The organism is Terrisporobacter sp. (genome assembly GCF_017888745.1).
In the GTDB taxonomy this organism is placed as follows: domain Bacteria; phylum Bacillota; class Clostridia; order Peptostreptococcales; family Peptostreptococcaceae; genus Terrisporobacter.
Genome location: NZ_JAGHFM010000066.1, coordinates 24191 through 48561 on the forward strand (window position 1 = coordinate 24191; position 24371 = coordinate 48561).

40 protein-coding genes are annotated in these 24371 nt (G+C 26.5%); all 40 read right to left on the minus strand.

From position 1 onward, the window contains the following. Positions 1-69: 69 nt before the first annotated feature. On the minus strand, positions 70-285 hold the full coding sequence (locus tag J7G74_RS02985; RefSeq protein ID WP_297131751.1) for a hypothetical protein: 216 nt from the start codon (positions 283-285) through the stop codon (positions 70-72). Positions 286-308: 23 nt separating this feature from the next. Continuing rightward, entirely contained in the window at positions 309-527 is a 219-nt protein-coding gene (locus tag J7G74_RS02990; RefSeq protein WP_297131754.1) for a hypothetical protein, read from the minus strand. A gap of 53 nt (positions 528-580) precedes the next feature. Then, positions 581-715 carry a hypothetical protein gene (locus J7G74_RS02995; RefSeq protein WP_297131757.1) on the minus strand — a complete coding sequence of 45 codons (135 nt, stop codon included), beginning with the start codon at positions 713-715 and terminating at the stop codon, positions 581-583. A gap of 98 nt (positions 716-813) precedes the next feature. Further along, a complete protein-coding gene (locus J7G74_RS03000) occupies positions 814-996 on the minus strand; it encodes a beta-glucosidase (protein ID WP_297131760.1) in 183 nt (60 codons plus the stop codon). A 15-nt stretch (positions 997-1011) separates the two neighbouring features. Beyond that, the gene (locus J7G74_RS03005; protein WP_297131762.1) at positions 1012-1179 is read right to left on the minus strand and encodes a hypothetical protein; all 168 of its coding nucleotides are present in this window, start codon (positions 1177-1179) and stop codon (positions 1012-1014) included. A gap of 62 nt (positions 1180-1241) precedes the next feature. Further along, positions 1242-1667, minus strand: a complete 426-nt coding sequence (locus tag J7G74_RS03010; protein WP_297131765.1) for a YopX family protein — start codon at positions 1665-1667, stop codon at positions 1242-1244. A gap of 10 nt (positions 1668-1677) precedes the next feature. Next, the gene (locus J7G74_RS03015; RefSeq protein ID WP_297131768.1) at positions 1678-1926 is read right to left on the minus strand and encodes a hypothetical protein; all 249 of its coding nucleotides are present in this window, start codon (positions 1924-1926) and stop codon (positions 1678-1680) included. 15 nt (positions 1927-1941) lie between these two features. Continuing rightward, on the minus strand, positions 1942-2244 hold the full coding sequence (locus tag J7G74_RS03020; RefSeq protein ID WP_297131771.1) for a hypothetical protein: 303 nt from the start codon (positions 2242-2244) through the stop codon (positions 1942-1944). Positions 2245-2258: 14 nt separating this feature from the next. Beyond that, a complete protein-coding gene (locus J7G74_RS03025) occupies positions 2259-2813 on the minus strand; it encodes an SLOG family protein (RefSeq protein WP_297131774.1) in 555 nt (184 codons plus the stop codon). A 22-nt stretch (positions 2814-2835) separates the two neighbouring features. Next, a complete protein-coding gene (locus J7G74_RS03030; RefSeq protein WP_297131776.1) occupies positions 2836-3147 on the minus strand; it encodes a hypothetical protein in 312 nt (103 codons plus the stop codon). Then, positions 3148-3453 (minus strand): hypothetical protein, encoded by a 306-nt coding sequence (locus J7G74_RS03035; protein ID WP_297131779.1) that lies wholly within the window; start codon positions 3451-3453, stop codon positions 3148-3150. Between the two features lie 292 nt (positions 3454-3745). Further along, positions 3746-3973 carry a hypothetical protein gene (locus tag J7G74_RS03040; protein WP_297131782.1) on the minus strand — a complete coding sequence of 76 codons (228 nt, stop codon included), beginning with the start codon at positions 3971-3973 and terminating at the stop codon, positions 3746-3748. Between the two features lie 8 nt (positions 3974-3981). Then, positions 3982-4185 carry a hypothetical protein gene (locus tag J7G74_RS03045; protein WP_297131784.1) on the minus strand — a complete coding sequence of 68 codons (204 nt, stop codon included), beginning with the start codon at positions 4183-4185 and terminating at the stop codon, positions 3982-3984. A 189-nt stretch (positions 4186-4374) separates the two neighbouring features. Next, positions 4375-6255 carry an MBL fold metallo-hydrolase gene (locus tag J7G74_RS03050; RefSeq protein WP_297131786.1) on the minus strand — a complete coding sequence of 627 codons (1881 nt, stop codon included), beginning with the start codon at positions 6253-6255 and terminating at the stop codon, positions 4375-4377. A 2-nt stretch (positions 6256-6257) separates the two neighbouring features. After that, entirely contained in the window at positions 6258-6488 is a 231-nt protein-coding gene (locus tag J7G74_RS03055) for a hypothetical protein (RefSeq protein ID WP_297131789.1), read from the minus strand. 102 nt (positions 6489-6590) lie between these two features. After that, positions 6591-6833: a hypothetical protein gene (locus tag J7G74_RS03060; protein WP_297131793.1), complete on the minus strand. Its 243-nt coding sequence runs from the start codon at positions 6831-6833 to the stop codon at positions 6591-6593. A 12-nt stretch (positions 6834-6845) separates the two neighbouring features. Continuing rightward, positions 6846-8561 carry a hypothetical protein gene (locus J7G74_RS03065; protein WP_297131796.1) on the minus strand — a complete coding sequence of 572 codons (1716 nt, stop codon included), beginning with the start codon at positions 8559-8561 and terminating at the stop codon, positions 6846-6848. A gap of 95 nt (positions 8562-8656) precedes the next feature. Further along, complete coding sequence (locus J7G74_RS03070; protein ID WP_297131799.1) at positions 8657-9487, minus strand: PD-(D/E)XK nuclease family protein; 831 nt, start codon at positions 9485-9487, stop codon at positions 8657-8659. 8 nt (positions 9488-9495) lie between these two features. After that, positions 9496-10500, minus strand: a complete 1005-nt coding sequence (locus tag J7G74_RS03075; protein ID WP_297131802.1) for a hypothetical protein — start codon at positions 10498-10500, stop codon at positions 9496-9498. A gap of 9 nt (positions 10501-10509) precedes the next feature. Further along, a complete protein-coding gene (locus J7G74_RS03080; protein WP_297131805.1) occupies positions 10510-12039 on the minus strand; it encodes a DnaB-like helicase C-terminal domain-containing protein in 1530 nt (509 codons plus the stop codon). Positions 12040-12050: 11 nt separating this feature from the next. Beyond that, positions 12051-12584 (minus strand): hypothetical protein, encoded by a 534-nt coding sequence (locus J7G74_RS03085; protein WP_297131807.1) that lies wholly within the window; start codon positions 12582-12584, stop codon positions 12051-12053. A gap of 42 nt (positions 12585-12626) precedes the next feature. Further along, the gene (locus tag J7G74_RS03090; RefSeq protein WP_297131810.1) at positions 12627-13718 is read right to left on the minus strand and encodes an AAA family ATPase; all 1092 of its coding nucleotides are present in this window, start codon (positions 13716-13718) and stop codon (positions 12627-12629) included. Between the two features lie 80 nt (positions 13719-13798). Then, positions 13799-14923, minus strand: coding sequence for a hypothetical protein (locus J7G74_RS03095; RefSeq protein ID WP_297131813.1), 1125 nt, complete (start codon positions 14921-14923; stop codon positions 13799-13801). A 36-nt stretch (positions 14924-14959) separates the two neighbouring features. Further along, a complete protein-coding gene (locus tag J7G74_RS03100) occupies positions 14960-15220 on the minus strand; it encodes a hypothetical protein (RefSeq protein ID WP_297131816.1) in 261 nt (86 codons plus the stop codon). A gap of 14 nt (positions 15221-15234) precedes the next feature. Then, positions 15235-15558 carry a hypothetical protein gene (locus tag J7G74_RS03105; RefSeq protein ID WP_297131819.1) on the minus strand — a complete coding sequence of 108 codons (324 nt, stop codon included), beginning with the start codon at positions 15556-15558 and terminating at the stop codon, positions 15235-15237. A gap of 9 nt (positions 15559-15567) precedes the next feature. Further along, positions 15568-15864 carry a hypothetical protein gene (locus tag J7G74_RS03110; RefSeq protein ID WP_297131822.1) on the minus strand — a complete coding sequence of 99 codons (297 nt, stop codon included), beginning with the start codon at positions 15862-15864 and terminating at the stop codon, positions 15568-15570. Continuing rightward, positions 15857-16594: an FAD-dependent thymidylate synthase gene (gene thyX, locus J7G74_RS03115; protein WP_297131826.1), complete on the minus strand. Its 738-nt coding sequence runs from the start codon at positions 16592-16594 to the stop codon at positions 15857-15859. The genes J7G74_RS03110 and thyX overlap by 8 nt, the downstream gene beginning before the upstream one ends. A 129-nt stretch (positions 16595-16723) precedes the next feature. After that, the gene (locus tag J7G74_RS03120; RefSeq protein ID WP_297131829.1) at positions 16724-17200 is read right to left on the minus strand and encodes a hypothetical protein; all 477 of its coding nucleotides are present in this window, start codon (positions 17198-17200) and stop codon (positions 16724-16726) included. A gap of 41 nt (positions 17201-17241) precedes the next feature. Then, the gene (locus J7G74_RS03125) at positions 17242-17655 is read right to left on the minus strand and encodes a hypothetical protein (RefSeq protein WP_297131832.1); all 414 of its coding nucleotides are present in this window, start codon (positions 17653-17655) and stop codon (positions 17242-17244) included. A gap of 80 nt (positions 17656-17735) precedes the next feature. Beyond that, the gene (locus tag J7G74_RS03130) at positions 17736-18395 is read right to left on the minus strand and encodes a hypothetical protein (RefSeq protein WP_297131835.1); all 660 of its coding nucleotides are present in this window, start codon (positions 18393-18395) and stop codon (positions 17736-17738) included. A gap of 25 nt (positions 18396-18420) precedes the next feature. Continuing rightward, positions 18421-18624 carry a hypothetical protein gene (locus tag J7G74_RS03135; RefSeq protein ID WP_297131838.1) on the minus strand — a complete coding sequence of 68 codons (204 nt, stop codon included), beginning with the start codon at positions 18622-18624 and terminating at the stop codon, positions 18421-18423. Between the two features lie 27 nt (positions 18625-18651). Then, positions 18652-19236, minus strand: coding sequence for a DNA-methyltransferase (locus J7G74_RS03140; RefSeq protein WP_330616370.1), 585 nt, complete (start codon positions 19234-19236; stop codon positions 18652-18654). Continuing rightward, positions 19233-19382, minus strand: a complete 150-nt coding sequence (locus J7G74_RS03145) for a hypothetical protein (protein WP_297131841.1) — start codon at positions 19380-19382, stop codon at positions 19233-19235. Before J7G74_RS03145 ends, J7G74_RS03140 begins: the two co-directional genes overlap by 4 nt. 19 nt (positions 19383-19401) lie before the next feature. Then, positions 19402-20115, minus strand: coding sequence for a DNA adenine methylase (locus tag J7G74_RS03150; protein WP_297131843.1), 714 nt, complete (start codon positions 20113-20115; stop codon positions 19402-19404). Positions 20116-20179: 64 nt separating this feature from the next. Further along, entirely contained in the window at positions 20180-21013 is an 834-nt protein-coding gene (locus J7G74_RS03155) for a Dam family site-specific DNA-(adenine-N6)-methyltransferase (RefSeq protein ID WP_297131846.1), read from the minus strand. A gap of 126 nt (positions 21014-21139) precedes the next feature. Further along, positions 21140-21784 (minus strand): ATP-dependent Clp protease proteolytic subunit, encoded by a 645-nt coding sequence (locus tag J7G74_RS03160; RefSeq protein WP_297131849.1) that lies wholly within the window; start codon positions 21782-21784, stop codon positions 21140-21142. Positions 21785-21834: 50 nt separating this feature from the next. Continuing rightward, positions 21835-22725 carry a bifunctional 5,10-methylenetetrahydrofolate dehydrogenase/5,10-methenyltetrahydrofolate cyclohydrolase gene (locus J7G74_RS03165; protein WP_297131852.1) on the minus strand — a complete coding sequence of 297 codons (891 nt, stop codon included), beginning with the start codon at positions 22723-22725 and terminating at the stop codon, positions 21835-21837. Positions 22726-22754: 29 nt separating this feature from the next. Then, positions 22755-22994: a hypothetical protein gene (locus tag J7G74_RS03170; RefSeq protein ID WP_297131855.1), complete on the minus strand. Its 240-nt coding sequence runs from the start codon at positions 22992-22994 to the stop codon at positions 22755-22757. A gap of 123 nt (positions 22995-23117) precedes the next feature. Beyond that, positions 23118-23327 (minus strand): hypothetical protein, encoded by a 210-nt coding sequence (locus J7G74_RS03175; protein WP_297131857.1) that lies wholly within the window; start codon positions 23325-23327, stop codon positions 23118-23120. Between the two features lie 603 nt (positions 23328-23930). Continuing rightward, a complete protein-coding gene (locus tag J7G74_RS03180) occupies positions 23931-24224 on the minus strand; it encodes a hypothetical protein (protein ID WP_297131860.1) in 294 nt (97 codons plus the stop codon). Between the last annotated feature and the right edge of the window lie 147 nt (positions 24225-24371).

A 24371-nucleotide genomic window follows, 5' to 3' on the forward strand; every position in this document is an offset into this window, starting at 1 on the left:
CCCCTTCCATTAACTGTAACTATCTGTTCTAAACAGTTTTCATTTATATCTATTTTCATTCTTATCCTCCTAATTCCCCTGCAAATTAAAATTACAATAATTAAATACTGTATATCCTATTTCTAAGTTCACATCTAAACATTTATGACCTTTTGACTTTCTCGCTCCATTCGTTCTAAATCTGAATAATGGTTTATTACCTACTGCTTTCCAAGATTTTTTATAATTAGTTATTGAAAATACTTTGTTTCCATTATTCCACCATTTTTCATATATAACTTTCATATAATTTCTCCCTATAATTGAATTTATAAAGCATTTTTACATTGTTGAATTGCTTGCAATACCATTTTTTCTGCTATTAATAAAGCACCTTCATGTAATTGTTCGTCTGTACTTTTTAAACCTTTAATTTTCTTAGCAAGTTGATTTACTTTATCTTGTTGTTGTCGCTCCATTTCTGATATCTTTAAATAAGCATTGCTATCAAAAACTTTATTTTCACATTTATTACATTTTATACTCATAACAATCTCCTCCAAAATACTTCTCATATATTGTTACCAATGAATATTTCATCTTAACTAATCTCCCACACTACATTTAAAAATTCAATTTTAGTATCATTTAAATTTTTTATATCTCTAGCTACTGTGACGACTTCTCTATGTTCTTGAGATACATTAATGTAATATCCTTCATCGTCTCGACACAATAAAACAGTTGTGCCTCCATGCTTTTTTCTATATTTACTGTTTTGATGTTTATTGCCATGCTATACCTCCTCTCAATTAAATAAATTGTTCTATAAATTTATTTCCACCAATAAGGTTTACCATCCCTTATATTTCTTGACTCACATTGATTTACCTTTTCTTTAATTTCACAACATTTCTCACAATAATAAGTATCTATTCTGTAATATTCAGTCGTATAATATCCTACCTTTTCACACTTATAGTTAGACATTTGATATATCCATTTATGCTCACACATATTAACATCTCCAATCTAATCGAACTTACCACTATCTATAAGTTTTTTAATTTCTAATAGTGTAACTATAGATGCTCTAAGATGAGCAGAAGTTATCGGATCATCTAACTCTTCTATCGTAATTACATCTAATAAATTGTTACTCTTTTCTTGTAACCACTCAATAAATTTTTCTTTATTCATAATACCCTCCTAACCCAATAAAAGAACATTTCTATTGCCTAACTCTAAACTTATTGCAATCACTAGTTTTCAATGTTGTTACTTTGTAAAATTTCAGATGTTTCATAAATATTGCCCATAACTTCATAATCAGACATATTAATATGAAAAGTTCCATCATGACTAATTTCATAATAATCATGTTCTGATATCTTTAACACAAACTGAGCATTTTCATATTTAACAACCCCTATTTCTTCTTTCCCATAAAATCGTGCTGTTGGTGTTAAATCTGTTCTTTTAATTATATCCCCTTCATATATTTCATTATCAAATGTATCATTTGAACCTATATATTGTAGCAACTCATATCTATATAACGGTTCTACTGAACCATTCCTATAAACATATACATCCTCTCCTACTGAATCAAATGTTATTATTAAATCATCTTGAGTATACATTGTATTTGTATCATAATCATATACTTTAAATTTAGTTTTCTTCATATACATCTCCTTATAAATTTTCAAACTGAGATTTTAAATCATCTAATTCAATTTTTATGTCAAGCAACATTCTAAATAATAATCTATCATTTAATTCAAGTGTCTTTTCAATACCTGAAAAACTAAAATATTTAAATTTAGAAGATTTAACTGTTAAATTTCCCTTTTTACATCTATCCATAAATAAAAGAAAACTTTCCAACTCTTTAATTTGTTCTTGTAATTCAATTGCTTTATTTAACTTATCTTTATTCACCACTCATAAACCTTTCGTTTATTTTATTAATTTTGTAAATATAAAGTTATCATCAATAAGTTTGTTAACACAACCTTTGTTATAATACTCACATTCTTCACAATTATCAACTATCTCATACTTAGCACAATATTTAAATTCAAACTCTTTTAAGCCCTCAAATGATACTTTCTCCTGACATTGTTGTTTATATGTAGTTCTATAACTTTCTAATTCTTTAAGCCATCCTGCTAATTCTCCAAAGTCTATAAATATGTTTTTATGTATAGGTTTATCATTTGCTAATGATTCAAATGCAATTATAGTTTCTTTTAGATCCATACTACCCTCCTATATTATAAATAGTAAATTTCAAAAGTTTTAGGGTTTATAATTACTATTTCTTTATTTAATTTTTTAGCATACTTTAAACAATTCCAAGTTCCACCCTTTTTAACTCCATCCCAACAACCTATTAACATATCACAATTATCAACCATCCACTCATTTCTCTTTTGCATTTTAGCTGGATGATACTCTCCAGGACTTGTTCCTTTAACTGAATAATCTTTATCCTCTTTTTGTTCATCTACATATATATTTGTAGCTTTTGTTTTCATTTGATTATATTTATCTATATTCTTTTTAGGCCATTTATTAGGTTGATTTCTAAAAGGTATAGCTAATAATTGATAAACTTCATGATATTCTCTCAATTCTTCTACAACTTCAAATACCAATGTATCAAATCCCAACGCTCCACCTGTTATAAAAGTATCTGCGTCAAAGTGTTCTATTTCATTTTTCAAAAGACTATATAAACTTGTTTTGAGTATTTTGTAGTTATTATTTTCTAAATCATATCCATATAATTTATCTGGTCTATGACCTGTAAACGCAATTGATTTCATATTCTCCTCCTATTTATTAATTTTATTTATCATTTAATATTTTATTTAATTCTTCAGCTAGTATTTTTCTGATTTCTTCATTATTTAATTTTGCATAAATCTCATTATATTTAACTGTTTTTTCTTCTATATTATTAATAGCTTTAATAACCCTAGTTATTATGTCAATATTCGTATCTTTGTTTGATATACTAATTTCTTCCTTAATGTAAGGTGGGTTCACATCTTCAATTTTATATCTCGAAACAGTCGATTTAATTGTTTTACTCACAGGATAAGGTAATCTTTTTTCTGTAGTTTTTGAATCAATTAAACTTATTTTAACATTCGGCATTTAATCACCCACTTCTTCTAGTATTTCTAACATTTTATTTTTCAAATCTAAAGCCCCTTCAGTTAATAATTCTTCGTCGTCATATTTTCCATAAAAATTATAATTACATCTTAAACTTAATAGAATTTCCTTCATAAGACTTTCTAAATTATCATCACATTCATGTATGTTCAATTCATTGTAATCAACCTCATATGATAATTTTACTTTTATAGGAATTTTTATATCTTGTTTTAACATCAAGTCTTTCTGGTTTAATTCTTCAATCTTTTTTATCATAGTTCCTTTTGGTATATCTATATGCATTTTAACCCCCCCTATTTGTTAATACCTTTAATTTCCATTTACATATTAATTTAATTATATTATACTAATAATGAAGAGCATATGAGATGTATGACTCTTCTCCTTATTTATTTTTTTAGAAACAGTTGATCTATTATGTTCAACTGTTTTTATTTTAATTATAATTATTTTTATTAGATCTTGTAATAAAATTAGTTTTAAAATATGGAAGAGTATTTGAAGGATCATTTCAAAACTAATAATTTGAGACTGTTAAGTTGATGTTTAACAGTCTTTTCATTTTTTAACCCTCCTATAAGTCAAAATTTGAATATAATGCGACAAACGTTATATCGTTACTTTCAAAAGTATCCTCATCGTCTATAGGAGTACATTCATAACCACCATACCCTATGTTGCTTAATTTTAATACTTCCTCTATATTGATAATATCACTATAAAAATCATCTATGTCAAATATGACCACATCTTTATTTTCATCAAATTGTTTTAATTTATCAATTAAATCTTTAACTTTCATTAACAATCCTACATTATATTAATTTTATATTTCATTAATTTTATTTTTTTATAAAAATATACTAACTGCTCCCCAAAACCTTCGTGTATTTTTATACCATAAAGTTGAAATTTACAATCTGTAGGCATTATATTTGTTCTTTCTATAAAATCATTTAATCTTTCTTTAAAACGTACTAAATGTAGCTTTTCCATTTCTATTATATTCATCATTTTTACCCCTCCAATTTTATCTATAAGTTATTTTATTCCCTACTCGGTAATGATTTTTATCTTATGTCTTTATCTAATTTAATAATAACCCTATTTTCATCAATTGTCAATAACAATTTTATTAATTTTATATTTATTCTTCCTTTGTATTACCATAAAATATATTTATGCCGTTCACTTGATTATATCCTATATATAAAAAATACTATTGTCATCATCTGCACATACAACCTTAGCACTGTTATTTTTCTTCCTTAATTCCTCTTCAGCCTTGTTTCTAAATTCATATTTTCCATCATCACTATGGTGTATAATTATCAGAGGAGTTCTAACTTGTGACATATACTTAATATTTTCTTCAGCCATAATATGGCTACTCCATGTTCTCATTTGATATACTTTGCATTTCTTTTTATATTCCAATCCTTCTATTTTAATCGTCTTATTATCGTCTCTTTGTATTTCTCTACCTATAGTTCCCTCACCACAATATCCCACAGTTATTATAGTAGAATCTCTATCTTCAACCATAGTTTTTAAATGATTTAAAATTCTTCCCTGTGTAAACATTCCTCCACCACTAAGAATTATTTTCTTATCTCTATTTAATGCTGTATTTAAACTTTTTTCATAATCATTTATATAAATAAAATTTTTCCAACTTAACACTTCTCTAAAATAGTCCTTTTCTTCATCTTTAAGTATACTTTGATATGCATTATTTATTTGCAAGCATAATTTCCCATCTACATAAATAGGAATATCAAATGTAGGATCGTCTTTAAATGCTTCATATAAAAATATCTGCATATTTTGACTTCTACCTTGAGCAAAACATCCTATTAATATTCTCTTATTTTTATTTAATTCTTCTTTTATTAAATTTATAAGTTTAATTCTTTCTTTTTCAACTTCCTTTTTAGACTTAAATCCTCTATCAAAGTTATTATATGTTGCTTCAAATATACTTACAGTTGATGAAGTTACTATTTCTTTGTCTTGTACGAATGGAGCTTTATTATAATCAGAACCTAAATCAGATGTAATATGAATCTTTTTAATGTTACCACTTAATGTTTTAATATACAATACTAATTGACAACTACCTAATATATGTCCTGAATTTATAAATTTATAAGATACTCTATCATTAAGAACATGAACTTCATTCGTTGCTTTTTCAACAATATTATTCATAGTTAAATAAACATCGGATTCCGTATACAAAGGTTCTATTTTATATTTCTTTTTATTCAATGCTTTTACATTTCTGTCCATTATGTATGAACCATCTAACAGTAAAGGTTCTAGTAGCTCTCTATTATCATGAGTTGTAATTATTGGTATATTTATATGATTTGATACTAAAGAAGGTAATAAGCCAACATGGTCTATATGGGTATGCAGAACAAATGTTGCTTTTATATTATCATAACTAGTAACATTTTGAACTATTTCTTTATTATCTACATATTCTTCATATAGATTTTTACCACCTTGGCTCTGACCAAACTCAACCAAGAGTCTTTCATATTTATCATTCCCAATAGGATAACTTACCATAATTGAAGATGCCGTAACTTGTTTATTACTTTTTCCTACAAATTCAACTGCAACCTTATTTTTATTTTTCTTAGATATTATGTAATTGCTCTTTCTCTTTTTAGCATTTTTAACTAAATACATATTATTTTTTCTACAATCAAATGCGTCTTTACTTACAAATGATACTTTCTCATCAGTATTTAGTATATAATTTTGAAGAGGAATTTCTTTATTTAATATTTTAGCAACAATACATTTAGTTTTCTTGTCCCAACGAATATCTTTTACTAAGTCCACATCTTCAATATCTATTATGGCTTTTTCCTTAACTTCTTCTTGCATATCATCATATAGTATAATTTCAGCATGTTTATCATACTTTATTATTTCATTAGGATCTGTTTTACATCTAGAGTTATCATCCAAAACTACACCATAAAGTTTTTTCTGTTCACTATGCTTCTCACACAATCCTTTATATGTTTTACCTTCTCTCCCACATACTTCACAGTATCTTTTATTCAAATTTATCTTTCTCCTCTATTAATTATATTATCTATTCTATCTATAACTTTGAAACAATAGTTAGTTTCAAATATTTCATCTACACAAAACAATATAGTCAATGGTGTTACCATTAACCACAATAAGAATAATATCCCATACAATATTCTTAAATTTGAATATATTGCCATGATTCCGAGTATAAAGACTAATATTAAATTGCATAAAAGCATAATTATACTCAATATTTTCATATTATTACCATTCACCCCTCTATTTTATTAATTTTATATTTATATACATTAATAATATCGTCTATTGGAAATTCATTCAACTCAAAAAATTTAATTAAATATTTATCTACATTCATATGACTCCTTATTGCAATAAAAGTAAAAATTCTCTTTACCCTCACCTTTTCTTAATTTTACCCCTTGAAATGATAAAGGTATTACTTTGCTACTATTCTGATATTCTATTTCTTGTATTTCTGCTATTAAATTTTCATACACATTTGAATCTATGACCACATTGTTAGGATATATGTCGCTTTCTTCTATAAAATCACTTAATTCTTCCTCAAACCATTCTATATACATAATTTACCTCACTTATTTTTCTTTATATTCACCTATGAATTTTTTAATTCGTTCTTTAGCCATATCTATATAGTATTGTCTATCTAAATAGCTCGGACACTTTTTACCTACCACACTACCATTATATATAAAGCATTTTTCGGGAGTATCTGCAATTTTTTGAATACTTTCTGTGGTTTCTCCATCTTTATTTACTACATCTTTAACTTTAAATACTCCAGGTAAATCTTTTGTTGTAGCAAATGTTCTTAGAACCTTTTCATTTAATATCTTGTCACCATACATTGCATACTTATATGTAGAACCTATTTTGCTTATTTTTTGAAATTCAATTAAATCTTCACATTCATTTATTGTTTTATCCACAGGAATATCATTTACAAAATATTCTACTATTGCTTTATTTACTATTGGTAAATCATAATTTGTTTTAGATAATTTTTTTACATATGCCCCTTTACGCTCTAACTTTCCATTCTCAAATTCAAATATATAATTATTAACATCCTTTTGAACTATTCTTTTTATTAAATCATGTTCTAATGTAAATCCTGTCCTACATTCCCACTCATTACATACTTTTTTATATTCCTCGAATAGTGTTTTGTCTCTTAGTTTAACTATAATACCATCAGTATTTCCTTGAATTAATAATACGTCTTCTCCAAATTTCATTTCTATTTTTTCTAATAAATCAGTTAATAATAATTGACAGTTTATTGTTATTTCATTCGCACGTTTAGGATCGTACATTTTATTATATTTATCTTTACATATTCCAAAAGTTGCATTAAGAATTATCTTATAAGGTGCTTGGCGTTCATCGTTGTTCCTTTTATATATTAGTCTTTGTTTTAATACATTTGAATATTTCTCAGGTTCTTCAACTGCCCTACTTAATAATCCATGATTTATCATTACATTTGGATAGAAGCTTGCCACATCTGAATGAACAATAAATCCATCGCTTTGATATTTCTTTATAGCTGAATGCATCCCACCAAAACCATATACACTTTCTAATCCCATAACATTTGTTTTTAATTGATTTTTAACTAATTTACCTTTATCATTCTCAACCTTATATGCTCTATTATCATTAAACCAATCCTGAATATATTTATATTTATTTAACTTGATACATTTGACAAATTCATATTCCATTTCATCATTTAAACTATGAAGTCTTTTTGCTCCTAATACCTCAGTAGACAATTGAGCTTTAGTTTTATTAAAACTACCCATAGGTAATTTAAACTCTTTTATCATTCCAACATGAGCATCAAAGTCGCTTTTGGTTGCTTCAAATACTTTAATAGTCTGTTGAACGTCATGTCTACAATATCTTATAGTTTCCTCTATTTCACTCTCAGTTAATTTTCTATTTATATTAAATGGCACAGAACTTTCTTTTATATTCTCTCCCATGAAGCCTTCTAATTGCTTTAATGATGTGTTTAATAATAAAGTATCATAATTATAAAATTCAATATTATTAAAATTCCTATTTATTTCAAATCCTTTTTTATTTTCTAGTATTAATTTATCATTGACTTCTTTTGGATTCATATCTAAGATTAATGCTTTCATAATATTAACATCATATTGACGTGAATTATATCCAATCCATATATCATGTTTAAATTTGTTATATATTTTTAATAATTCATCTCTATCATTGATTATTACTTTTTCTTGCTTTGTATAATAATCAATGATAACTACCATCCAATCTAGTCAAACTGAAAAACTTCAAAGTCATAAAACAACATTCTTGTTTTTCTAGCCACAAGCATCACCCCTTTCCATATGTAGTCATAATATTATTTGTTTATATATTTACAGGTTTTATTATGACTACATAAATTATTACAAAAGAATTTATTTTTATAATTCGCCTTCCAATCATTTTTATCTATATCTAATTCTATTAATTTTATACTTGTTTCTATGTATTCTAAAAATTTTTCTTTATTTTCTTCATTATATGGAATTTCTAAAAAATATCGTTCATACTCATCTTCCTCATAAACCATAATATCTTTTCTTTCTTTGATTTTTCCAGTTTCAACATGTCTAGCATATTTAACCATATCAAAACAAGTTGTAATAATAGAATAATTAGGATATGCAGATTCCATACTCGTAGCATATAATATTAACTGATAACATTTTTTTATTAGGTTTTTCCCTGTAAATCCACTTTTACTTGATGTTTTATAATCGTAAATTTTAATTTCTTTTTTTTCATGATCTATTACTGCCAAATCTATATAACCTCTAAAAGTGTGACCTTTCAATTCTATTTCAAAATAACTTTCAGACTTAACTTCTTTGTTCCCAAATTCTAATGGTTTAAATGATTTTAAATATAAAGATATGTCTTCAAGGTAATTATTCTTTGACTTTTCAGTTGGAAAATTTAACTCATCAAGTGTTTCTAAAAATTCAATTTCATTATTCCATTTATTTAGTGCATCTTCTTTAGATATCAATCCATGTTCTAAACTCTCCATTATCTCATGTAAAATTCCTCCTAATACACCATATGTACCATTTTCTCCTCGCTCATGCTTTATATATGTCAAATAATATCCATAAGGACAATTTTCATAACTTCCTAATCTACTAAAACTATAAATTGTATTACTCAAAACATCCCCTACCTTCCCATAATAATATGACTATTAATTAGTTCATTCCATGCAACTAATCCTAAATCTGTTGGAGAACACTTAGAACCCTTTTTAATAATTTTATTTTTTTTATCTAATAATACCCCAATTTTAACATCATCTCTCATGAATAAGCATTCTCTTATATTAGATATTGCTGTTTTAATAACTTCAATATCCAATCCTTCATCGAAACACAATATAAATTCTGTAACTTGCAACTTCAATAACTCTTCAATTTGATAATTATGAATGCTATTACCACCTAATGCAACAGAATTATGAATACCCATGCTATCTAATTGCATTACTGATTTTTCTGATTCTAAAATATAAACTCGATTATTTCTAATGTATTCTTTATTTTGATATAAACCATATAAAAAGAATTGTTTTGGAAATGCAATTAAAGGTAAATATTTATATTTTGTGGTTTCATCCTTGTTAATTCTTCCCATAACACCAACTACATTACCTTCAGAATTAAACCAAGGTATTGTTATTCTTTCACTTTTATTATCATAACCTAAATTAAATTTAATTTGAGTTCCAGGAAGTATATTATCATTCAAAAATCGTTTATTCCAACATTGCTCATATTCCTTTAAAATATCACGAGAATATTCTTGAATTATATAATCATATTCAACATAAGTTTCATCAAAAAAACCATCAAATATTTCTGATTTTGATTCTATTTTATTAATTTTTTTATCTATTATAAGTTTTATTATATTTATTACTTCTCCATATGTTAAATCGCTATGTTTACTAATTAAGCCAAATAAATCCCCTTTAAAAGCCAAGCTAAAATCATTTGATGTTAAGTGTTCATTTAATTTAATTCTTACTGTTGAATTATTATCTCCATCGGGTTTAGCACATCTAATTTCATAATCATGCTTATTAATATCTTTATACTTAAAATAATTTAATATTTTAAGTAGTACGTTATAATTATCTTTTAAATATAATTTAATACCATCTATCAATTTAAACACCTACTTCTTCAAGTAGTTTTGATTAATAAATCCACGTTGAGGGTGACATAAACAAATCTCTTTAAATGTACCACTCCACCCATTATAAGATAATAAAACTGCTTCATTACTGTCCTCAAATGTTTGACAATCTCTCGCCTTTGTTATAAATGCTACCCTATAATTCCCATTAGGATCTAGTTCTATTTCTTTTTCTTCCCACTTTCCATCGATTTTTTCTTTTCTATATGGATGTATATAATATTTGCTATTCTTATCTAGTTCAACTTTATATAAAGTTCTCATCATAAATAAGTTTTCAAGTATTTCATTTATTTGTTTTGCTCCAGCTAACATTGATAAGTCTAAAACTAAATTTCCAAAGTATTGTTGTGATAACTGTATTGCACAAAGACCTATCAAGTCATATGTTTTACACAACTTATAAACAGTTCTACTATCTTTGATTAAATCTTTATAACTAACCTCTCCATCTTTATCAAAATTTTGTTTAAAAGTATCATAACATAGTACATCTATATTTTTGCTTAATGAATATTTTCTAACTAAACTTGCAGCTATTTCTATATCTGAATCTGGAGTAGAACATAATATTATATTGTCGGAAAATTTTTCATCATATATTTCTTTAGCCTTACGAACTATATTTTTTTCATCATCAAGTAAAGCTCCTGATTTTAATTTCCTTTTATTTATTCCTTTGTATTTCATAAAGTTGTTTATAATATATATGATAAAATTAGTGTAAAAATCATCAATCTCCATCTCGTTTGTTATTGCTAATACAGTTTGTCCTTTACTTGCCAAACTCAATATTATGTTACATAATATTGTTGTTTTACCTACATTTACAAATGCTCCAAACATAGATAATGTTTTTTTCTTTAATCCTAAAACTTCTTTTGATATATGTGGTAATAATGTTATATCTTCAACTTTGTCAAATAACACTCCTAATTTTCCACCTGTAAATAATCTTTCTAAATATTCATCGGGTATTTTACCAGTTGCCTCTTTCACTCCATTATTAATAGATGTCTCACATTTATTTAATATTCTTAAACTTAAAAATTTAACTATTTCATCACTTGTCATATGTTGAGATTTAAAAAATTCAAGATAAGATTCTCTTGTATTTCCTATTTCTCTAGGAGTTTCTAAATCTATTCCTTCTTCATCTACAAGTTTCATGAATAAATTTCTTTTACATAATTCATCCAAATATGATTGAAAGTTTTTTAAATCCACAGATTTCTTTAATTTCTCTATGGTTTTCATTCCACCATAATCTTTGTATTGTTGTATAACATCGTCTGAAGATGTTAACCTTATGTCTGTATCTGTAATTTCACAAATATTATTTCTTAGTAAGTTATTTAATATTCCGCAATAAAATTTACCTTCTGTAGATATAAAATCTGACTCTTTTATCTTGTATTCTTTCATTAACAAAATATCTTTAAAGAGACATCCTAAAACACAACCTTCTATGCTTTTTCTACCTTTGAGTATTGATTCAGGATACTTCAATGTCCCACCCCCTATAAGTTATTCAATATATCGTCTATAGATCTTTTTTTATCTTTTTTATTAATCTCTATAATTTCAAAATCATCAAATGATGTAACAGAACTTTTATATGTGTTTTGTTTTACATTTAATAATTTGTATTTTTCAATGTTATTCTGAGCCATAGCAAAAAAATACTTTATTTTAGAATGTGTAGTCTCAAAATCCTTGGATTTCAAAACACTTTCAATAGCATGTTTATTTTCATTTATGTATTCATATATAATTTGGTCTCCAAATGTATCTCTTAAATCCTTATACATTTTAGAAAAGTATATATTTTTATCACTGTATAGTTCTAAAATTTCTCTAGTTGTTTGTCTTGCTAATTTCTCAATTTCTTTTAATCTCCTTTTATCTTCTCGTTGTTTTATTTGTTTCTTTTCACATTCCTCACTACAATAGTATTTGTACCTTACATCTAAAGATTTTGTAAGGTACTCAACTTTGTATGCATCTTGCTTTGCTATTTGCTTTTTACAATGTCTACATTTCACCATTTTCAATAATATACACCCCCATAATCAGAGGGAATTCCCTCATGACTATTATTTATTAAGTTCATCTAATATATTTCTTAACTCTGAAGCCGTTAACTCTGTAAATTTACTTTTGCCTGCTGATTTTATACCCTTCATTAATATTGATTTTGCTGATTCTGTAGTGGCTTTAGATTTTATTTCCTTTCTTAAATCATCTATATTTGCATTCTCAGTTTCCTGATCTTTTTCTTCTAAGTCTTTTGCTGCCTTCTTAGCATCTTCAATTAATGTTTCCTTTTCTTTCTCTTCTAATTTCTTAAATTGATCTGTACTTATAGGTTTACTCATAGAATCTTTCATTCCATTTTTTAATATATCTATAAATTCTCGAGCATTATTTGATTGCTCAAATTCCATATATTCTGGCACTGCATCTTTAGCAAATCTACATCCAGCATCTACATACGATGTTCCTCTAAAATATAATTTTCTTGTAGCAGAAGTCGTTTTTCCATCTACAACCTCTCTATCTATTAACCCTGTTAATACAACATCAAATATATCTCCGAATATACCCTCATATGTATTCGGTAGGTTTGAAGTTAATGTCATATAACCTTCTGATTCCTCAAAACCTTTTTCTATTATATTTTTAGTTTTTGTATGAGCTATTGCAAATATACCAAATCCTGCTTTATATAGTTCTGAAAAATATTCTTTTAGTAACTCTTTCACTTTTTCTTGACCTTTTCCGTACCCACCAAACGCTTTATTAATTGAATCACAAGGTTTTTGATTTGCTACAGTTGACAATCTACAGACTTCTTTTTCTATAATTGGCATTATTTCATCTATAACATCAAATGCTACTATTTCTATCTCATGTTCCCCATTAACTTTACCTTGAATTAACCATTTTTTTAACTCCATAAAGTCTTTCCAAGTATCAACATGAGTACAGTTTAAATTATCAAGAAGTGTGTATCCAATTTCATTTCCTATCCCTACTAATAATCCCTTTTCAGGATTACCATATTCCTCCAATATTAAATCTCTAAAAAGAGTACTTTTCCCAAATTTCTTAACACTTCTTAAATATATTCTTAATTTATTTAAAGTTGTAACAGTTTTATTTATTTGAGGTTTAACAAAAGCCATATTATTAATCTCCTATATAGTAGTCACGACCAACTACTCCATTTTTCATTATTTATTTTATTAATTTTATAGTTAAAATTTTAAGCAAATATGTCCATATCGTCTAATTCATCATCAGTTAAACTACCTTCTAAGTTCAATTCAGGTTCTTTTTCTTGTTTTTCTTCTCCATCAGATAATAATTCTGATAAAGTTATCGTTGTTGGTATACAACCCAATTTGTAATTTTTAGTTATACCTTCGATTTCCATTTTACTTATATGACCACCCTTACCCGAACCATACGAGTCTTTAAGTTCAGATAACGATATTATTTCAAGTTCTAATAGTTCTTTTTCCTCATCTGTAACCATTGATATATCAAAATCTACTTCTTCAACTCTATTGATTAAATTTACTTTAAATCCCATTTTAGCTAACTCACAATCATTAACGTCAAGCAATCCTTTTAGTTTATTAAATTTTAATTCTCTTTTATCTTTACTTATATTTAAAGGATATTCTAACATTTGAAAATAACCTTTATCTGATTTTTTCTTACCATCGTATTGAGGCACATACCCACTAACTGTAAATATTCCCTCCTCCACAACTTTAGAATCATCTATAGCATCCTCATTTATAAATAATTCTATATTTGCTACAGCAAATTGATCTACATCATCTTTTACGACATATATTCTATTTATATCATAATTAGTATATGTTTTTGTTTCATTAGTCGTAGGATTTGTATAATTACTATACTCTATTTCTCCTATTATTTTAAATGTTTTACCTTTAAATTCATCACTTGATAATTTATCATGTACAAACATGGAATAATCATACTCAGTTGCAAACTCATGTCTTTCTTCTCCATTTACAAATACAAACTTTTTAAATTCAGCTAATTCTCCAATGTATTTTTCCCTATCCTTATATTTAAACTCTACTCCCTCATATGTTCCATCTGGTTTCTTTTTCATAGATTTGATTACTGCTGTATTTTCATCTCCAAATAAATTACCCTTTATTCTTAAATTGAAAAAATCTTTATTTGATTTCATAGTTAATCTAAGAGTTCTTGATATAAAATCATTTTTTCTAGGTTGACCATTCTTATCTCTTTCCCCTTTTTTATATCTTAACTCTTCAAATCCTTTTCTTTTGTCACTATCCTTAGCTAAATCTAATTTCCCTATCATTTCAAATCTTATACTCAAAATACCACTCCCTTTATTTTATTAATTTTATATTTTTTATTTAAGTTTTAATCCTTCTATTACCTTATGTAATTCTTCTATTTTTGCTATTATTGTTTCAAAATCTGTAAATCCTGTTCCAAATATCTCTTTCTTACACATTCCCTTTAATGCCATTTCTAAATTTGGATAATATCCAATCGGTCTATAATCATATTCTGTTGGATTAGATTCATCCTTTTTCTTTTTAGCATATTTCTTTAACAAAATTATGTTTAAATCATCTGATTCTACTTTATATTCATCTGATATATTCATATTTCCTCCTCAGTTTATTTTTTCTTAGGATAATCTTCAAAATACATCCATTTAAAACCTTTGTGCTTACCTAACTTACCCCTGCAACATCTACTTATATGTGATGCTCTTCCGCCAACATCTCTTGCTGCGGACGATAAACTTTCGTATTCACATATAAATTTACCATCAAGAGTAAGTTTAACAACCTTTCTTTTATTTGGATTATTTTCTCTACAATACACTCCTTTTAATTTACTACTTATTCTGTCTCTTAATTCTTGAGGAACTTTTTTCCCTTTATTTTTCTCAGATATCTTTTTATTTCTTTCACTCCCCTTAGCATAATATATATTCATATGTTTATCTCAATCTTCCCCACCCATCAAACTACATTGACATTGTCCTATTGACCAATAATATTTTTGCAAAATAAACTCAAAATCATAGGCATCTTTTTCGTCATCAAACTCTCTTACAACTTCATATGTATAATCATATCCTATATTTTTAACATATTCTATCCATTTCTCATTTCTTCTATTAGGGGAGTTTTCACTTTTTCTATCATATCCCCGTTTACCACCCGATGTCCCTTTTCCTACATAAAACACCACATCGTTTATATTATTTATATGTCTATAAACATAGTAAATTTTATTCATTTTTCACTCCTTTCTTTGGAGATTTACAACTATAGTTACCTTCTGTACATTTTCCTCTTTCGCAAGAAGCACCTGCATTTTCAAATATTATTGGAGCAACTTTTCTACATTCAACCAACATTAATTCTGCTAATTCTCTTATTTCTTCTTGTGCTCTATTACATAATCTATGTGTAAAGAAATTATATAAACTTCTTGCATTCATAGTAACCACTATTTTAGTTTCACAAGCATTTGGTAATACATATCTTGCATTCTCATTGGCAACTTTTTCTGCGGTCATTCCATATGTAGGATAATTCGTAGATTCAACCCAGCATTGAATTTCCTTTTGCCATTTTAAATAGATATCATGTATAATTTGCATATCCTTTGAATATTCATTGTGTGCTAATGCTCCCATTTCATCTATGATGTTTGGTATTATAAATTCAAAATTATTACCTTCCTTAACATATCTTTGTGATTGTTGACTATATGATGCTATTCTATGTCTCACCAATTGATGACTCAGGCTTCTACTGACACCTTCTATTGCAAAAGTAAATGATATATGCTCTAGCGGTGATTCATGTCCTATTGAAACTAAATTGTTTACAAACTTTGATATTTGTTCATCTGTCAACTTTTCTTCTAATTGTTCTACCCCTACAGGCGAATAACATAACCTTGCTGCCATTGCCACTACCTTTTCAGGATTTGGTGTATGTGTTAATAGTTTTACCTTCATGTAACCCCTCCTTATTTATTATCTAATATAACAATAGTACACTTTTTATATTTATGCAACCATTTTATTAATTTTATATTTATTTTTATTAAAAATAATATTGTTTACATAATTTCATTATAAGCACCTTTATTTTCTTTCCCATAACACTTCTTTGCACTCATAATTTTTATATATTTTAACTATGTCATAACCACCACTTGGCGCAGCAATATATTTTAAATCATATGAAAAGTCATTTAACTCACAAAACTTACTAAACTTCTTACAAAACAAGTTGTTCGTATAAAGTAATTTTTCTCCGTTTTTTAATTCCACAACATTATTATCTTTCAAATATTCTTTTGGTATTTCTATATGTATTGTTGGTATTATGCAATCAAAATAATATATTGGAAAATATTCACCTGGGAACTCCCAAGTTTCAATCATAGGTAGTGCGAGCTTATTGTATAGTTCCACGTTATTTATAGTAACAATCTTATATTCTAATTTTTCTAAATTCTTTATATGCTTTTGCCTTTCCTCATCACTTCTAAATTTTCTATCATATTCTATATCAATCCAACTTTTAAATCTTACAACCATTCCTCTTTCTAATTTCATATACATTTCCTCCTTTATAATAAATACAAAATTTTTTTTATTTATTGTTCAGATTTTCTCTTATTTTTCACTTTATCTAATAACTTATCTATTTCTAATGTCATCTCTTCTTTTATATCATCAATAGTTCTTCCATCAACATATTCTTTTAAGATATATTTGATAATAATGTCATGATGAAAATCCTCATGTCTGCAATAATTACACGACTCTTTTACATAATTAATACAATCCTCATCACACCATTTTTCACCTTTGGAGTGTTTGTTGCATTTTTTATTAAACTTATTTTCTGATATTTTACAATGTCCTTTTATATACCCATCAGCCTCAGCACATTCTTTAGAACACCATATTTCGCTACAACCATAACTTTCCTCATTACAATATATGAAGTAACCACAATCGCTGAATATTTTTCCACATTTACTACATTTATGTAATATTACACCCATAATTAACAACCTCCTATTTATATTCCATTTATTAATTTCACATTCTTATTAACACCTACTAAAAGTAACATTTTATATAGTTAATCCTGATTGGTTATACACACTTTGTCAATTATATTTGCTTTTATTTTTATCTCACCATCACCTTGTTTAATAACAATATTACCATTGTCATAATAATGATCTGTTATGTTGTATATTGTAGCCTCACCAAACCCACAATTTAATTTTAATTTACATTTCATATTTGACTTTTGAATGCAATCATCTTTATCTAATATTTTTTTAATATAACAATTTGCTAGTGCTAAAGATTTCAGTTGTAAATACTCTAAGTTTTTATAGCTCTCACTATGAAATCTAAGAACTCCATTATTTGACTCCTCATAATAACAACATAATCCTAATTTTTCTAATAAAGGACTATCAATTAGCTCACTAACTAAGTAATGTTCATTCTTTCTATTTGTTTTATACCCTATAACTTTATCACCTAAGACATTGTGTAGATCATCATATAATAGAATTCCTACTCCAAATGAATCAACAACTACATATTGCACATTTAAATTATTAACTTGATTTACAATTAAACTCGCCAAATCATAATCATTATCCACTTTAAATGTTGAAATATTTTCTAAATCTATTCCTCCTTTAGAATTTTCATTACTTAATCTACACATAGATACTGACATTTGATTTTCATTAAAACTATAATCCACTCCTAATACTCTCATGTTCATCCTCCTAAATTTATTGAATTTACATTAACCCTTCTTCGATTAATCCTAAAATTATACCCCCTATAGCTATTACCAGCCAAAATAATGATGCAAGGACACTAAATACATTAAATCCAAATACATTAATTATTACGCTAGGTGGTACTATAATAAAGGCCATAGTGAGAATGCAAACAAATACAAATTCAATTGCTGTACACATAGCATTTAAAAATCTCTCCATTTCTTTCCTCCTTTATACATCATAAAATCAACCTTTTATCGTACCTTTAATCCTATTTGTAGCTATATCGAAATATTCTTTTTCTAATTCAATTCCTATAAATTTCCTATTAAGGTTTACTGCAGCAACACCCGTACTACCACTCCCCATACAATTGTCTAATACAACTTCATTCTCATTTGTATAAGTTTTAATAAGCCACTCTAATAATTCTACTGGTTTTTGCGTAGGGTGAACCGCAATACTTGGATGTGGTTTTGGAAATTCTAATATACTTGTTGGAAATTTCATATCGCCTTTTGTTTCTACACATTTGAAGTCACCATAATTATTGTTCTGCAGTTGCTTATCATTCATTTCTCCAACTACTTTACCTTTGCTATGACATGGATTTCCCTTTATTTTTTGAGGATTGTATGTAGGCAACTTCTTATAAAACACCATTATATCCTCATGTTCTCTTAGTGGCATTCTATTTGCATTTAAAAATCCACTAGGTAAAACTTTCCTCCATATTAAATTATATCTATGCATTTTTCTATTTGATAACATTGTTTCTGCAGTAAATTTATCTTGACCAAATAGTATTATTGCTCCATTATCTTTAATTATCCTGTTATATTCCTTCCATAATTATTCCATTTATTTTTTGCAGTAACTCCATATGGTAAATCACAAATTATACAATCAATTGATTTGTCTAAAATATTTTTCATTAACTGCAGACAATCTCCATTAAATAATTTTATAGTTTCCATTTACACCATCCCCATTTTATTAATTTTTATACTTCAATAAAACTTCAACCGTCTCTACTGCAGTATTATTTTTATCCCTTATTGATTTTCTGCTGCTAGTCTTCCAAACTATTTCAAAATCTTCAGGTTTATTACATTCGTACTCGCTGACATATATCTCATATTTACTGCAGTTATCTCTAACCCATTGATAAAATTCATTATGATCGAATTTACCTACTTCTCTACTGCAGTATTGAGTTGTGTTTAAGTATGGTATGTCACAATACACCATAGAACCTTCAGGTATTTTTACATCTTTGTAATCTTCATTACAAAATACTACAGTTTTCATCTTTTTTGATTTATTCATAGTGCTTTTTTTAGAACGCAAACAATAGTTATCTCCTTTTTTATTTCTAGCATATCCTCCAAACCATTTACCTGCAAAGCTACAACCAAATCCAACAAATCCTGTTAAACACATGTCTTCTTCCTTATGATTTTTTATGTATTGATATTCCTCCTCGCTTATTTCATTAGGTAACTCATATCCATTCTGCAGTTCTTTCCACATTTTCATTAAGTATTTATGTTTATCATTTGCAATCTTCAATCTATTATCATTAATTTTACTTATTACATTACAACTTCCACAAAATAAATCTACAAATGGTTGATTGTCTTTTAACTGACCATTTAAATATTGGCTCAATGACTTACTTATCCTTTGTTTACCCCCAAAATACTGCATAATTATCCTCCTATTTTATTAATTTTATATTTCTACTCAATAAAAAATACTTTTTATTATGTAATTAATAATTTGTAATCAAAACCTCTACGGTTTTATTAATTTTATTATTTTCTTGATAGTTACAATTATTATAATTATTGTTTAAGTAATTAATATTGTATTTTTTACTCCAATTTATTAATAACTCATTCTTTAACCCTTTATGCTCAAGTACATTAGATATTGCAAATCTTGTCCCCTGTTCATCTAATTTATCACACAAATTCATCAAATCTATATCGTCTTGTTGATTCCAACCCTTAAAGCCTCTTTTTCCATCATTATAATTGCCACATGATATAAGATATGGTGGATCAAAATATACTAAATCATTTTCGTCTGCATTTGAATAATCTACTTCTCTAAAATCTTTGTTAAGAAATGATATGTCAATATTATTTAATCTATCCATAAATTTAATAAATTTTCTTTCTGTAACTTCACTAAAACAACTTTTGTGTTTCCCGAAACTACTGTTGTATTCCTGCTTGTTATTAAACCTATATTGATTATTGAATGAAAAGCACATTAGAGTAAAAAACATATCCCAACTTTTATTACCTTTGTTATAATCATCTCTCATTTTTTCAAAACCTTCTCTATTTGTTTTACTCAATTTGTAATCAGTTACTAATTGCTTGATTTTGTTTAGACATAAATCAGCATCTTCTCCTTTTATTTCATTAAACATATTAGATACATAAGGAACTATGTCATTGTATAAAACAAACTCGCTATTTACATTTAAACTAACATTTGCCCCACCTCCAAATATATCATAAAACATACTTATATTACTTGGGAACAACGGAAGTAATTGTGGTAATAATTTATATTTGCCTCCTATATAATTCATTGGACTTTTAACTAATTTATCTTTAATATAAATCCCTCCTATTTTATTAATTCTTCATATTATAAATTTTCAGTTTTATCTATTCACTCAATAAATTAAATATTTTATATAGTTATTTTATTAATTTTATACTTGTAGTTTGGTCATTTCAGCAAATTCATTTTCACTAACTACGGTATATCCATATTCTTTCATGCATTTTATAGCCTCTTGTTCAGTCATTATTATTTCTTCTTTTTCTTTAGGCTTAGTAAGAACTCCTAATTCTATACATTCATCTTGAGTTAACCAATGATTTCTGCCTTTATATTTATCTAACAATTCTTTTGTCATATTAGTATTTTCTATTATAAAGTTGTCAACTTCATCTTCTATTTTCTTTTGATGTTTGATATAATCCTCTTGATTACTTATTGCATCTTGATATAACTCAAATCTCCCTTCATGATTCATAATAGAAACCATGTTGTCAGACGCATATCTTTCATCACCTAGTAATAAAATTAAAAATGCTGTACTATAGCAAATCCCCACAGCCCTAGTTATTATTTTTACTCCTTGTTCTTTCAATTTATCAACTTCATTTTTTATCAAATTAAAAACTCTACATTCTCCACCATTTGAACAAATTACAAGTTCAACAGTATCTTCTATTATAGGATTTAAGTAAGTTTCTAATTGTTCCTGATTGTAGTCATAAACTTGTCTCAATTGATTAACTATTTCTTTGGCTACATCTAACGATAATTCTCCCCATACATCTATTCTCATTTAACCCTCCTAAATATAAATCATTTTATAGTGTTTCATATGTTATAATACTATTTATAACATATATTTCTCTCTGCTATTTCTATCGTCTGTTCTATTAAACTTAATACCGTCATTTGACCTATTCCATTTGGCACAGGAGAAATTTTACAACCTTTTTCAACTAATCTATCATAGTCTGATTTTTTAACATCTCCACACATTTTACCATTCTCATCAAAATTAATTGATACATCTATTATTACTGTACCTGGTCTGAAATCTTTTGCTTCAAAGAAATTAGGTTTACCTATAGCCGTAACCACTATGTCTGCATTCCATATTTTAGTTTCTAAATCTTTAGTTTTACTATGTGCTATTGTCACGGTTGCATTCTCTTGTAACATAAGCATACTTAATGGCTTTCCAACAATATTTGATCTGTTAATTATCAATACATCTTTACCATTAACATCTATATGATTTTCTTTTAATATTGTCATAATACCTTTTGGAGTACACGCTATATTTCCTTCCTGATTAAGCATCAACTTACCCATGTTTCCTATTGTGAATCCATCTACATCCTTTTCAGTTTCTATTAAGTTAGTTAAATAATATTCATCTAAATGCTTTGGTAACGGCAATTGCAATAATATTCCATCTGTATTTTCTACATTTAATCTTAATATTTCCCATTCTAATGTCATTTGATCCACGTCTTTTGGAAAGTGTATTACCTCTGATTCTATTCCTACTTCTTTACATCTTTTTATCTTATTAGCTACATATTTTCCACTTGCATAATCTCCCCCAACTCTAATTATAGCTAATTTAGGCTTACGGTTTAATTTACTCACTCTATCTTTTAATTCTTCTGTTTTATTCTCAACTAATTCTTTTACTTCTAGTATTTTACCTTCGCCATTTATGTGCCTTGATATGTAATCTGCTGTGTTCATACAATGCATTCCTCCTTTTATAATATTATCTATGCTCTAACTAATTCCCACTCTAAAATATCATCTAAATCAATTCTTACAAGCTGTGATGAGTACTGAGATGATATATCCATCTCTAAAGTATCTGCTATAGTAGGAAATAAAATTCTTCCCGTATATGTATAAGTTTCATCATTAAATTTATTTTTGAATTTTACTTTACATACGTCCCCTATTTTAAATATATTGTCTTGAAATTCATATAATAATTTAATATCTGTTCTTATCACTTTAGTCCACTCCTTTCATCACTATCCCCTGATATTTTAAGTAATGAATAAATTAAGAACACGAAAAGCAATAACAATATTAACATTAATAATTTTATCATTTTTATCTCCTTATTTTATTAATTATATATTTATAACTTTAACTGTTTGTGTCATAACCTTCTCAATAATAACTAAAGATGATTTATTTTCTGTTTTTAATTCTATTCCTTTTTCTTTTGCTAAGTCTAGTGAATTAAACATCCTTGCCTTATTTATGTAATATCCATATTCTGATTTATTTGATTCATTTTTCCCATAATAAAATCTTCCATTAACTTGAATTATATACATTTTATACACCCCTTATATTATAAAAAGATTAATTTATTTTAGCTACTGTTCTCATAGCTTTTATTCCACATTTGGTACACTTAACATCTAAAGTTCCATCTCCAACAGGTACAAATTTATGTTTATCTTTTTCACAACATATACCAATATTTTTTTTTGTAATTCCAAAACTATAAGTTTTTTAAATTCATCAATATCTATCATGTTTTCTTCTGTAAATAAAAATTTTAATAAATTAATTATTTTACTTAATAATTACAATATTATACCCCTTAAATCTGCTTTCTAACACCATTCTTGTACCTTTTGGTATTTCATCATATTTTTTAATGTGTCTAATCTCTTGTTTTACATTCTTTATATTACTATTATGACTAGATGTTCTAATACTATCTGAAGTGGCTATGTTAACCCATTTTTGACAATTAAGATCCCAGTCTAATACATTTTCTTTTAATCTTGCCCAATGTGTTAGTCCACAAAAATTGTCTAACTTTTTTACACTTCCATTAATTACAATTTTAGATTTTCCTTTTAATTCTTTGACCTCTTGGTTTGTTATATAAAACTCTCATATTACTACTCCTATTTAAAATGATATTTTTATTTATCTTTTATTTCTTTCCATTGTTCAATAGTTTCATCACTTGAATAATCTATTATGTCTGTCAATCCACTTCTAAATCTTGATATTTCATCCCATAACATTCCTTCTTCATCTAATGCCTCTATATCCTTAATTAACTGTTCAATTTCTTTTGCTTTATTTTGTATTTGTTTTACAGAGTCAATATTGGTACGATTAACTAAATCATAAGGACAATTATATTCAAATTGTTTACATTTACCACCATTATTTATATGTTCATTGCAATCTTCACAATCATAACAAGCCATTTGTCTATCTCCTTTGTATATGAAAGAATTATTTTATTTAATTTCTTCAAACTCCAATTCTAAAACATCTATATCAATTTCAAGCCATTGTTTTAAATCTTCGCTTATTAATTGTACAGAGCTTAAAACTCTCTCTTTATCGTTATA